The organism is Roseateles albus, from assembly GCF_028595345.1.
Taxonomy (GTDB): Bacteria; Pseudomonadota; Gammaproteobacteria; order Burkholderiales; family Burkholderiaceae_C; genus Paucibacter_A; species Paucibacter_A albus.
Genome location: NZ_JAQQXT010000001.1, coordinates 197,286 through 209,497, shown reverse-complemented (window position 1 = coordinate 209,497; position 12,212 = coordinate 197,286). Strand labels below are relative to the sequence as shown.

Below are 12,212 nucleotides of genomic sequence, written 5' to 3'. Positions count from 1 at the left end.
CAACAGGGTCTCAAGCAGGCACAAGAAATAGGCAGGCCAGCGGCGGCAAGCTCAGCACAATCGACTGCGCTTGGCCCTGTGTGGCCACGGGCTCAGCACGCAGCTGTCCGGCTTGATTGCCCATATTGCTGCCGCCGTAATGCGCAGAATCGGTATTCAGGGCTTCAGTCCAGATCGCATAGCCGGCCGGCACACCCAGACGATAGCCATGGCGCGGCACTGGGGTGAGGTTGCTCACAACAATGACCGGTGGTGCTGAGCCCTCGTCTTTGCGCAGCCAGGCCAAAACCGAATGCTCGGCGTCCGCTGCGTCCAGCCACTCGAAACCGGCGGCCTCGCAGTCAAGCCGATGCAGCGCCGGCTGCGCGCGGTAAAGGGTATTCAAATCGCGCACCAAGCGCTGCACGCCGGCATGCGCGGGCTGCTCCAGCAAGGCCCATGGCAATTCAGCGTCATGATTCCATTCGCTGCTTTGAGCGAACTCCTGGCCCATGAACAGCAGCTTCTTGCCCGGATGGCCCCACATAAAGCCGTAATAGGCGCGCAGATTGGCGAACTTCTGCCAGGCGTCGCCGGGCATTTTGTTCAGCATAGCCCCCTTGCCATGCACAACCTCGTCATGCGAGATTGGCAGCACAAAGTTTTCGCTGAAGGCATAGACCAGGCCGAAGGTCATCTTGTCATGGTGCCAGCGCCGGTGAACCGGGTCTTCCTGCATGTATTTGAGCGTGTCATTCATCCAGCCCATATTCCATTTGTAGTGAAAGCCTAGGCCGCCTGCCGAGGTCGGCGCCGAGACGCCGGGGAAGCTGGTCGACTCCTCGGCCATGGTAATGGCGCCTGGCGAGGCCTGACCTAATTGCTCATTCATGCGGCGCAACAGGGCGATCGCCTCAAAGTTCTCGCGCCCTCCTTCGCTATTCGGAACCCACTCACCGGCCGGGCGCGAATAGTCGCGGTAAAGCATGGACGCGACCGCATCGACGCGCAGGCCGTCCACGCCCCAGCGCTCGGTCCAGTACAGCGCATTGCCGACCAGGAATTGGCGCACCTCGTTGCGGCCAAAGTTGTAGATCAGCGTATTCCAGTCGCGATGGAAGCCCTCGCGCGGGTCGGCATATTCGTACAGTTGCGTGCCGTCAAAATTCGCCAAACCATGAGCGTCGGCGGGGAAATGCGCCGGCACCCAGTCCAGCAGCAGCCCCAAGCCACGCGCATGGCAGGCCGCCACAAAACGGGCAAAACCCTCGGGCGGGCCGAAGCGTGCACTGGGCGCATACAGGCCCAGCGTTTGATAGCCCCAGGAGCCATCAAACGGGTGCTCGCTGATGGGCATCAGCTGCAAATGCGTGAAGCCCATTTCGGCGGCGTAGGCCGGCAACTGCTCGGCCAACTCATCCCAAGTCGGGAACTGCGCCGCGCCGCGCCGCCAGGAGGCGGCATGCACTTCGTAAACCGAGATCGGCGCCGAGCGCGCATTGGCCGCCGCGCGCTCGGCCGGCAAGGCCTTGGGCGCCGACAAGGCGCTGGCGACGATGCTGGCCGTGTCTGGCCGCAGCTGCGCGGCACGGGCAAATGGGTCGGCCTTCAGCGGCAACAACTGCCCCCCGGCATCCAGCAGCTCGAACTTGTAGAGATCGCCCGCCGCCACATGCGGCACAAAAATCTCCCACACGCCGCTCTCGTGGCGCCGCCGCATTGCGTGGCGCCTTCCGTCCCAGCCGTTAAAGCTGCCGACCACGCTGACGCGGCTGGCATTCGGCGCCCAGACCGCAAAGCGCACGCCGGCGACATCACCCAAGATAAGAGGATGGGCGCCCAGCGCCTCGAAGGGCCGCGGGTGCTCGCCGCGCGCCAACAGGCTCAGGTCTTGCTCGGGCAATTGCGGACCGAAGGCATAAGCATCGGCATAAACACCCTCGCTGCCATCGCCCCAGCACACGCGCAGGCGGTAATCAAAGCGCTTGCGGCGGCGCCCGGCCGGTGCTTCGAACAGCCCGTCCGGAAGACGCAGCTTGAGGCTGGCAACCAGCTTGTCGCTGCCGGCCTCCAGCAAGTCCACCGAGCGCGCGCCCGGTAGCAGCGCGCGCAGCCAGAGGCGGCCTCCCGCCTCGGCCATGTCTGCCTCTGCGTGCAGACCCAAGACCGCAAACGGATCGGCATGCCGCCCGCCCAGCAACTGATCGACGTCGCGCTGCGCCAACATCACGTTCAGCCCAGGCTGGCGACCGACCAGACGCGGTCAACGTACTCGGCGATCGTGCGATCGCTGGAGAAGTCCCCCATGCCAGCCACATTCAAAATCGCCTTGGCGCCCCAGGCTTCGGGCTGCGCATAGAGCGCGTCCACTTCCAACTGCTTGTCCACATAGGCGGCAAAGTCCGCCATCAGCAAGTAGTTGTCGCGGTTCAAGAGCATCTCGGTCAAGGCGCGGTAGCGCCCCGCATCACCGCTTGAGAACACGCCACCGGCGATGCTGTCGATGACGCGCTTGAGCTGCGCGTTCTGTTCCATATACAGACGCGGGTCGTAACCGAGCGCTTTGATCTGCGCGACCGCCTCGGTGCGCAGGCCGAAGACGAACATATTCTCCTCACCCATGGCCTGGGCCATCTCGATATTGGCGCCGTCCCAGGTGCCAATGGTCAGCGCGCCATTGAGGGCGAACTTCATATTACCGGTGCCCGAAGCCTCGGTGCCGGCGGTAGAGATTTGCTCGGACAGGTCGGCCGCCGGGATGATCACCTCGGCCAGACTAACGCCGTAATTGGGCAGATAGACGAGCTTGAGCTTGTCGCCGACACGCGGGTCGCTATTGACCACGCGCGCCACATCGTGCGCCAGCTGAATGATGGACTTGGCCATCACATAAGCGCTGGCCGCCTTGCCGGCAATGATGACGGTGCGTGGTACCCAGGCGGCGTCAGGATTGGCCAAGATAGCCTGATAGCGCGCCACCACATGTAGGATATTCAGCAACTGGCGCTTGTATTCATGGATGCGCTTGATCTGCACATCAAAGAGGCTGTTCGGGTCGACCTGCACACCGACTTCGCGGCGGATCAGGTCCGCCAGGCGCTGCTTGTTGGCCAGTTTGACAGCCTGAAACTGCTGGCGGAAGGCGACATCCGAGGCGGCCGGCGTCAGGGCGCGCAGCTCAGCCAGATCTTGGCGCCAGCCCTTGCCGATACGCGCGTCCAGCAAGGTGGAGAGCTGCGGGTTGGCCTGCTGCAACCAGCGGCGCGGCGTCACACCATTGGTGACGTTATGGAAGCGGCCGGGGAAGATGGCGGCATAGTCGGCAAAAATGGTCTGCACCATCAGCTCCGAATGCAGCGCGGCCACGCCGTTGACGCGGTGCGAGGCGACGATGGCCAAGGCCGCCATACGCACGCGCCGCTCGCCACCATTGCGTCCCTCATCGATCAGCGACACGCGCGCCAGCAAGGCGTCGTCGCCAGGGAACTTGGCCCGCACTTCGGCCAGGAAGCGCGCATTGATCTCGTAAATGATTTCCAGATGGCGCGGCAGCAGCGCCTCGAACAGAGACAACGCCCAGGTCTCCAGCGCCTCGGGCATCAAGGTGTGGTTGGTGTAAGACACCGCTTGGCGCGTGATCTTCCAGGCGGCATCCCAGCCCAGGCCGTGCTCGTCCAGCAGCAAGCGCATCAGCTCGGCCGGGGCCAGCGCCGGGTGGGTGTCGTTCAGATGAATTGCATTGGCAAGCCCTAAGCCATCCAAGCTGCCCGCTTCGCGCAAATGGCGGGCGATCACGTCTTGCAGCGAGGCGCTGACCAGGAAGGCCTCTTGCTTCAGGCGCAGCTCGCGGCCGGCTTCGCTGCTGTCGTCGGGGTAAAGCACCCAGTTCAGCGCATCGGCGACGACGCGGTGGCGGGCCGCGCCGGCATAGTCGCCGGCGCAAAAGGCCTTGAAGTCGATGGGCGCGGCAGCAGTCGCATGCCATTGGCGCAGCGTCGAAACGCGCTCGCTGTGGTGTGCCGGCACAATGAAGTCAAAGGCCTGCGCTTCGAGTTGCTCGGCCGGCAGCCAATGGCGCTGGCCGGCTTCATCCACCGTGACCCGGCCGCCAAAGCCGACCGCATAGCGCACATCGGCGCGCGGCACTTCCCAGGGCTGACCCAGGCGCATCCAGTCATCCGGCGCCTCGACCTGGCGGCCGTCTTGAATCGCCTGGGCAAACATGCCGTATTGATAGCGCAGGCCATAGCCGAAGGAAGGCAGGCCCAACTCGGCAAACGAGTCCAGAAAGCACGCTGCCAGGCGGCCCAGGCCGCCGTTGCCGAGCGCCGCGTCGGGCTCACGCTCCAGCACATTGCCAAGCTGCTGACCCTGCGCGGCCACGAGCCGATTCAGCTCGGGCTCAAGCCCCAGCGCGGCCAGCGCGTTCGACAAGGCACGCCCCATCAAGAACTCCATCGACAGGTAATGCACACGGCGCACCGGATGCGCAGCACCCCGCACCGAGTCGCGCGCGGCGTCCTCAGCCTGCGTGCGCGCCCAGCGCTCGGCCAACAAGCCGCGCGCCGCTGTCGCGGCGGCCCGCATGGCAACGGCCGCTGTGGGCTGGCTCGCCTGCGCCAGCTCAGCGCCGTAGGCCAGTGCAAATTGTTCGTTAAGGGCGGCTTTTTGGACTGCGTTGGAAGTCATAGGGCTGGCGCTCTTTGCGCTGTTGATACTTGGGGCAATTTTTTGCATGGTCGAATTCATGGCCTTGACAATCGGTCTTGATCGCAGCGGAGCTTGCAGGCTGCACTGCTTTAGCGAGGCAAGAAGCCCTCGGCGATGGCTGCTTGAACCAAAGTATCGCCTACTCCAAGGATTTTGTGTAGTTTCACTACATAGTGAAAGCCCCAATTTATCACTCACACCTAGGCTTGCCGCCACAAAGTCCTGGCTCCTAGGTAGTTTTGCTGTTGTTAAACTACATCTTGAACGGTATATTGCCTCCAAGATAAGACAAGGCGTGAGACAAAGATATGGCAGATGTTCAACTCAGCGGCGTGGCCAAGGCCTACGGCGAGGTCAAGATCCTGCATGGGATCGACCTGGAAATTCGCGACGGCGAGTTCATGGTGTTTGTCGGCCCCTCGGGTTGCGGCAAATCGACGCTCTTGCGCACCATCGCCGGCCTGGAAGAGATCACCGGCGGCGAGCTGCGCATTGGCGGGCGCGTGGTCAACGAGGTGCCCCCGGCCGAGCGCGGCATTGCGATGGTGTTCCAGAGCTATGCGCTCTACCCGCATATGAATCTGTACGACAACATGGCTTTCGGCCTGAAGCTGGCCAAGGTGCCGCCGGCCGAGATCGAAGCCGCTGTGCGCGGCGCCGCGAAGATTTTGCACATCGAGCATCTGCTGGATCGCAAGCCCAAGGACTTGAGCGGCGGCCAGCGTCAGCGCGTCGCGATTGGCCGCGCGATTGTGCGCAAGCCCGAGGTGTTCTTGTTCGACGAGCCGCTGTCCAATCTCGACGCCGCCTTGCGCGTGCGCATGCGCTACGAGTTCGCCAAGCTGCACGAAGAGCTCAAGACGACGATGGTCTATGTGACCCATGATCAGGTCGAGGCGATGACGCTGGCCGATCGCATCGTCGTGCTCAATGCCGGCCGCATCGAGCAGGTCGGCACGCCGCTGGAGCTGTATGAGCACCCGGTCAATCTGTTTGTGGCCGGCTTCATCGGCTCGCCGAAGATGAATTTCCTCGAGGCCGAGGTGGTCGCCGCCGATGCTGCGGGCGCCAAGCTGCGTCTGGCCAGCGGCGCGGTGGTCAGCGCGGCGGTCAATGCAGCCAAGGCTAAGACTGGCGACAAGGTCACGCTGGGCCTGCGGCCCGAGCATTTCGTCGTTTGCGAAGCTGCGGCCGAGGCGGTCAACGCGATCCAATGCACGGTCACCTTTGTCGAAGCACTCGGCAGCGCCACCCATGCCTATTGCGCCTACCCGGGCGTCGAGGATGCACTAACTTGTGAGTTCGACGGCCGCACACGCATCCGCGCCGGCCAGGACATTCGTCTGAGCCTGCCGCCCGAGGCCTGCTATGTGTTTGATGCGGCGGGCGTGGCCTTGCCACGACTGGGCGGGACGCCGACATGAAAGGCAGCGCCCTCCCACTGCTCGCCTTGCTGTTGAGCGGCGCCGTTCACGCTGGCAGCAATCACAAGCTGCTGGTTTGGATCAATGGCGACAAGGCCTATACCGGCCTGCAGCAAGTTGGCGATGCGTTTACCAAGGCCTCGGGCGTCAAGGTCGTGGTCGAGCATCCGGTCGACGCGACCGACAAATTCCAGCAAGCTGCCGGCGCCGGCAAGGGGCCGGACATTTTTTGCTGGCCGCATGACCGGGTCGGCGAATGGGCCAAGTCGGGCCTGTTGACGCCCTTGCGCCCGAGCAAAAAGCTCTATGAGGAAGTTGAAGAAGCGGCCTGGAAGGCCTTTGCTTACCAGGGCAAGATCTGGGGTTACCCGATCGCGATCGAGACCACCGGCCTGATCTACAACAAGGCCTTGGTGGCAACGCCGCCGGCCACCTTCGATGCGCTGATCGCGCTCGACAAGCAGTTGCAAAAGCAAGGCAAGCACGCGATTTTGTGGGACTACAACAAGAGCTTTTTCACCTGGTCCATCCTGGCCGGCGCCGGCGGGCATATCTTTGGCCGCGACGCCAAGGGCGAGCTTGATGCCAACCAGGTCGGCGTCAACAATGCCGGCGCCTTGGCCGGTGCCGAGATGATTGCCCGCCTCTTGCGCGAAGGCCATATGCCCAAGGGCGCACGCTATGCCGAGATGGAAAGCGGCTTTGCCAAGGGCGATGTGGCGATGATGATCTCCGGCCCCTGGGCCTGGGACAACGCCAAGAAAGCCAAGATTGACTTCGGCGTCGCGCCGATCCCAGCCGTGGTCGCGGGCAAACCCTCCAAACCTTTTGTCGGCGTACTCGGCTGCATGATTGCCGCACCGAGCACCCAGAAAGACATCGCGCGCGAGTTCCTTGAGAACCATCTGATGCGCCCGGAAGGTCTGAAGATTCTGGACGCCGATGTGCCGATTGGCGTGCCGGCCAACAAGGCGTTTTACGCCGAGTTGTCGGTCAACCCGCTGATACGCGCCAGCATGGAGAACGCCCGACTGGGCGAGGCCATCCCCAACATCCCCGAGGTCGGGCGCTTCTGGACTGCGATGGACGCCGCGCTTGAGGCCATCACCAACGGCCTGCAAAGCCCCAAGGATGCGCTCGACGGCGCCTCGGCCCGCATGCTGCTGAAGACCGCCAAATAAGTACAAAACACATGAACGCCGCACCCCAACAATCAACAAGCCTGGGCGCACTCAGCGCCTACAGCAAGCTGCCGCCCACCGCGCTGGAGCGCTTGCTGCAGGCCTTGCGCTGGCCGCTCACCGGCGCGGCCATGCTGGCCTCGCTCTACATGGTCTTCATGATCCACGCCGCCGGCCAGACCTGGTGGGCTGTGGGCGCCCTGAGCTTCTTCTCGGCCGCGTTTTACGTCTACGTCAGCAATGCGGGCTTTGCTTACCGCTACTTGTTCCCCGGCATCGCCGGCATGCTGATCTTCATTGCCTTCCCGCTGATTTACACGGCGCAGATCGGCTTCACCAACTACTCCTCGGCGCATCTGTTGAGCGAGCAGCGCGTGCGCGACTATTTGCTTGATCAGCATGAGGCGGTGCAAGAACTCACCCAGCCCTTCACCCTGCATGCCGCTGGGTCGGAGTTCCGCCTGGCGCTCAGAGGGGCCGATGAGACTCCTGCCTGGGTCTCGCCACCGCTTGCTTTGCGCAACTCGGGCAAAGAGTTGGCGGTCGAAATGGAAGCCTTCGCCAATCAGCCCCTGCAGCCCGCCTTGTCGCTGCACGAGTTAATCCTGCACCGCGAAGCCTTGATGCAGCTGAAATTAGTATTGCCGGCTTCGGCGGGTCTGGGCGATTTGCGTTATCTGGGGCTGCGCGAATTCGGTCCCATCACACGCAATTGGCAGGCTAACGCCGACGGCAGTCTGACCAGGCTCGCCGACGGCCAGGTCTTCAGCGCCAACCGCGAGATCGGCAATTTTCAAAATGCTGAAGGTGAAATTCTGCAGCCCGGCTTCAAGGTCGTCGTTGGCTGGCAGAACTACACCCGCATGGTGCTGGACGCAGAGTTCCGCGGGCCCTTCTTGGCCATCTTCAGCTGGACGGTGATCTTCAGCTTGTTGACCGTCGTACTGGCCACGTCCATCGGCATGCTGCTGGCGGTGATGCTGAACTGGGATGACCTCAAAGGCCGCACCACTTACCGCACGCTTTTGTTCCTGCCTTACGCGGTGCCGGGCTTTATTTCCATCCTGGTGTTCAAGGGCTTGTTCAACCAGAACTTCGGTGAAATCAACGCCATCTTGGACGCGCTGTTCGGCGTCAAGCCGGCTTGGTTTGCCGACCCGCTGCTGGCCAAGACCATGCTGCTGATCGTCAACGTCTGGCTGGGCTACCCCTACATCATGATTCTGTGCGCCGGCCTGCTGAAGGCGATTCCGGCCGATCTGTACGAGGCCTCGGCGATTGCCGGCGCCGGCCCGCTGACCAACTTTTTCAAAATCACCGCACCTCTGGTCATCAAGCCCTTGGCGCCGCTCTTGGTCAGTGCTTTTGCCTTCAACTTCAATAACTTTGTGTTGATCGCGCTGCTGACCGATGGCCGACCCGATTTCTTGAGCACCAAGATCCCGGCCGGCCAGACCGACATTCTGGTGTCCTACACCTACCGCATCGCCTTCAAGGACTCCGGCTCCGACTTCGGCCTCGCTGCGGCGATCTCGACGCTGATCTTCTTCCTGGTGGCGGCGATGTCTTTGATCAATCTGCGCTTGATGCGCAAAGCCCAAGCTTAAGGACTTCACATGGCAATCGTTCGAGGCAAACAAGCACGTTGGCGAATCTGGGCGGCCCACGCCTTGATGTGGGCATTCCTGGCCATCACGCTGTTCCCGCTGCTGGCCATTGTGAGCATCTCGCTGCGGCCCGGCAACTTCGCCACCGGCAGCATCATCCCGACGCAGATCAGTTTCGAGCATTGGTCTTTGGCGTTGGGCATCCCCTATCAGGCAGCCGATGGAAGTCTGGTGCAGCCCCCCTTCCCGGTGCTTTTGTGGTTATGGAACTCGATCAAGGTGGCAACGATTTCGGCCTTTCTGATCGTTGCCATCTCGACCTCGGCGGCTTTTGGCTTTGCGCGCCTGAAGTTCCGCTTCAAGATGCCCATCCTGAATTCGATGCTGCTTCTGCAGATGTTCCCACCTGTCTTGGCACTGGTCGCGATCTACACGATCTTCGAAACGATTGGTAACTTCATCCCCTGGCTGGGCATCGAAACCCATGGCGGCTTGGTGCTCGCCTATCTGGGCGGCGTGGCCACCCATATCTGGACCATCAAGGGCTATTTCGAGACGATCCCGGTCGAGATCGAGGAATGTGCCAAGGTCGACGGCGCCAGCCATTGGCAAGCGTTTCGATTGGTGCTGCTGCCGATGGCAGTGCCGATTCTGATGGTGGTGTTCGTGTTGGCCTTTATCGGCTGCATCATCGAATACCCGGTCGCCTCGGTGCTGCTGCGCGAAGAAAGCCATCTGACTCTGGCCGTGGGCTCCAAATACTTTTTGCATGACCAGCGCTTTTTGTGGGGCGACTTTGCCGCCGCGGCTGTCTTGTCGGGCCTGCCGATCACGCTGGTGTTCCTGCTGGCGCAGCGCTGGATCGTCTCGGGCCTGACGGCCGGTGGCGTGAAGGGTTAGGTCGGCGATGTTTCGCTTCACCCTCGCCCTCTTTTTCGGGCTGCTGCCGGCATTGGCACAAGCCACTGACTGCAAGACCAGCCCGCTGGGCGAGCGAGAGCTGTTTCTGCGCGGCACTTTTAACAACTGGAGCGCCAGCGACGAGCACCGCTTTGTCTATGTGTGCGACCGCTATGAGCTTTACGCCAAGCTGAGCGGTGAGCAGAGTTTCAAGATCGCCGATGAGGACTGGTCGACCGACGCGGACTTTGGCGGCAGCGCGGCCGAATTGAAACTCAAGGGCGGTGCGCTCAGCGAGCGCTTTGGCGGCGGCCACAAGTTATCACTGCGCTTCGCTGAGGGCGGCGCGGCCAGCTTGCAGATCAGCCCTTTTGCGGGCGAAGCGCCTCAGCTTCTTGCAGCGCCGACGGTCACCGACCCGGTCGCCCTGAGCATCCGCTTCGACTCGCGCGACCTCCGCGACAAATCACCGTTTGGCGCTGTCACGCCGGGCAAGCGCGTGAGCTACAGCTTCCAGGCGCTGCCCGGCATCGAGCAGGCCACGCTGGTGATTGCCAAGCGCCGTCTGGAGGGCAATCAAGAGCTGCTGGAATATGGCGGGGCGACGCGTCTGCCGATGAAGGCCAGCAAGGTGATGGGCAAGCTTCAGCGCTGGAGCGCCGAGCACAGCTTTGCCGCACCGGCCATCTACGGCTACCACTTTGAGGTCCAGATCAAGGGCAAGACCTTTGTCTACCAAAACAAGCGCGACCCGGTGTATTGGACGCGTGAAAAAGGCAGCATGGGCTTAGGGCTGGTGGACCCGCTGCCCGAGCAAACCAAGCGCATCAGGCGCTATCGCCAGACCGTCTATGCGGCCGACTTCCAGGTGCCGGCCTGGGCGCGTGACGCGGTGTTCTACAACATCTTCCCCGAGAGATTCCGCAACGGCGATACCGACAACGACCCTCGCCCGGGCCGCGATCACTACCAGGACAAGGACGTCGAGTTCCACGCCAATTGGCTGGACAAGCCGAGCAAGCCCGGCACGCCGGACGGATCGGACGACACCTACAACAACGACTTCTTCGGCGGCGACCTGGCCGGCATCATAAGTAGGCTCGACTACATCAAGTCGCTGGGTGCCAACGCGATCTATATAACGCCGATTTTTCGCGCCGCCAGCAATCACAAATACGACACCGCCGACTACACCCAAGTCGACCCGGCCTTCGGCACTAACGCCGACTTCAAGCGTCTGACGGTCGAAGCCGCCAAGCGCGGCATCCGTGTGATCCCCGACACCTCGCTGAACCATGTCGGCAGCGACTCGCCCTACTTCAACCGCTTTGGCAACTACCCGGCCGGCGGCGCTTTTGATGATGGTGCGCTGAACCCAGCCTCCAGCTACGCGTCCTGGTTCAAGCTCGACGCAGCCCAAGCCAAACCCGAAGACCAGTACCAGGGCTGGGTGGGGGTGAAGGACCTGCCCGAGCTCGACAAGGGCTCCAAGGCTTTCCGCGCCTTTGCCTACGGCGCCCCAGGCTCGGTGATGCTGCAATGGCTGGACCTGGGCGCGGCCGGTTGGCGCATGGACGTGGCGCCCTGGGTGCCGGATGACTTCTGGCGCGAATGGCGAGCCGCCATCAAGACGCACAAGGCGGACGCTTTTCTGATCGCCGAGACCTGGTTCGATGCCAGCAAGTTCTTGCTCGGCGACAGCTTTGATTCGTCCATGAACTACATCTTCCGCAACACCGTGCTGGACTATGCGGCCGGCGGCGATGCCACGAAGCTGTACCCCAATATCGAGTTGATGCGCGAGGCCTATCCGCCGCAGGCCTTCTTCGCGATGATGAATCTGCTCTCTTCGCATGATCAGGCGCGCGCCTTGCATCATCTGGGCTGGCAGGTCGAGGGCGACCTTGAAGCCAAGGCTTTGGCCAAACAGCGCCTGCGCTTGGCCAGCTTTATGCAAATGACGCTGCCCGGCGCGCCGGCGATTTACTACGGCGACGAGGTCGGTGTCGGTGGCGGCGAAGACCCGTTCAACCGCGCCACCTACCCTTGGGCCGACCTCGGCGGACAGCCCGACAACGCACTGCTGGCCGATATCAGGAGGCTCACACAGCTGCGCCACCAACACAAGGTGCTGCGCCACGGTTCCATCGGAGCGCCACTGCACCTGGACGCCCATGTGATCGTGCTGGCTCGCCAGGACGGCAAAACCTGGGCACTGAGCGCCAGCAATAACGACTCAAAAGCCCAGACCGTCAAGCTGAAGCTAGCGCCGAATTTGCGCGGGCTGCGCTGGAAAGATGCCTTCAGCGGCCGCTGGCTGAAGGCCGACCACCAGGGCCAGCTTCAAATCACCGTTCCCCCCTTGTTTGGCCGCGTGCTGATCAGTCACTGACAAGAAGATAAAGAAGAAT

Annotated in this window: 7 protein-coding genes; 5 read left to right on the top strand and 2 right to left on the bottom strand. The window is 62.6% G+C overall.

From position 1 onward, the window contains the following. Positions 1 to 10: 10 nt before the first annotated feature. The gene (gene glgB, locus PRZ03_RS00860; protein WP_273598588.1) at positions 11 to 2,206 is read right to left on the bottom strand and encodes a 1,4-alpha-glucan branching protein GlgB; all 2,196 of its coding nucleotides are present in this window, start codon (positions 2,204 to 2,206) and stop codon (positions 11 to 13) included. 5 nt (positions 2,207 to 2,211) lie between these two features. Beyond that, on the bottom strand, positions 2,212 to 4,668 hold the full coding sequence (locus PRZ03_RS00855; RefSeq protein ID WP_273598587.1) for a glycogen/starch/alpha-glucan phosphorylase: 2,457 nt from the start codon (positions 4,666 to 4,668) through the stop codon (positions 2,212 to 2,214). A gap of 329 nt (positions 4,669 to 4,997) precedes the next feature. Between PRZ03_RS00855 and PRZ03_RS00850 the strand changes: the two genes are divergently transcribed. Genes PRZ03_RS00850 through PRZ03_RS00830 form a run of 5 tightly spaced genes read left to right on the top strand, consistent with a single transcriptional unit; the run spans position 4,998 to position 12,193 of the window. Next, positions 4,998 to 6,113 carry an ABC transporter ATP-binding protein gene (locus tag PRZ03_RS00850; protein WP_273598586.1) on the top strand — a complete coding sequence of 372 codons (1,116 nt, stop codon included), beginning with the start codon at positions 4,998 to 5,000 and terminating at the stop codon, positions 6,111 to 6,113. Beyond that, positions 6,110 to 7,294 carry a maltose/maltodextrin ABC transporter substrate-binding protein MalE gene (malE, locus tag PRZ03_RS00845; protein ID WP_273598585.1) on the top strand — a complete coding sequence of 395 codons (1,185 nt, stop codon included), beginning with the start codon at positions 6,110 to 6,112 and terminating at the stop codon, positions 7,292 to 7,294. The genes PRZ03_RS00850 and malE overlap by 4 nt, the downstream gene beginning before the upstream one ends. A gap of 11 nt (positions 7,295 to 7,305) precedes the next feature. Then, positions 7,306 to 8,901 carry a maltose ABC transporter permease MalF gene (gene malF, locus PRZ03_RS00840; RefSeq protein WP_273598584.1) on the top strand — a complete coding sequence of 532 codons (1,596 nt, stop codon included), beginning with the start codon at positions 7,306 to 7,308 and terminating at the stop codon, positions 8,899 to 8,901. A 9-nt stretch (positions 8,902 to 8,910) separates the two neighbouring features. Continuing rightward, a complete protein-coding gene (gene malG, locus PRZ03_RS00835; protein WP_273598583.1) occupies positions 8,911 to 9,801 on the top strand; it encodes a maltose ABC transporter permease MalG in 891 nt (296 codons plus the stop codon). 7 nt (positions 9,802 to 9,808) lie between these two features. Further along, entirely contained in the window at positions 9,809 to 12,193 is a 2,385-nt protein-coding gene (locus tag PRZ03_RS00830; protein WP_273598582.1) for a glycoside hydrolase family 13 protein, read from the top strand. Positions 12,194 to 12,212 lie beyond the last annotated feature (19 nt).

Bases quoted from the DNA above. Each gene is read 5' to 3' on its own strand.
- glgB (WP_273598588.1), bottom strand. From the start codon at position 2,206: ATGTTGGCGCAGCGCGACGTCGATCAGTTGCTGGGCGGGCGGCATGCC.
- PRZ03_RS00855 (WP_273598587.1), bottom strand. From the start codon at position 4,668: ATGACTTCCAACGCAGTCCAAAAAGCCGCCCTTAACGAACAATTTGCA.
- PRZ03_RS00850 (WP_273598586.1), top strand. From the start codon at position 4,998: ATGGCAGATGTTCAACTCAGCGGCGTGGCCAAGGCCTACGGCGAGGTC.
- malE (WP_273598585.1), top strand. From the start codon at position 6,110: ATGAAAGGCAGCGCCCTCCCACTGCTCGCCTTGCTGTTGAGCGGCGCC.
- malF (WP_273598584.1), top strand. From the start codon at position 7,306: ATGAACGCCGCACCCCAACAATCAACAAGCCTGGGCGCACTCAGCGCC.
- malG (WP_273598583.1), top strand. From the start codon at position 8,911: ATGGCAATCGTTCGAGGCAAACAAGCACGTTGGCGAATCTGGGCGGCC.
- PRZ03_RS00830 (WP_273598582.1), top strand. From the start codon at position 9,809: ATGTTTCGCTTCACCCTCGCCCTCTTTTTCGGGCTGCTGCCGGCATTG.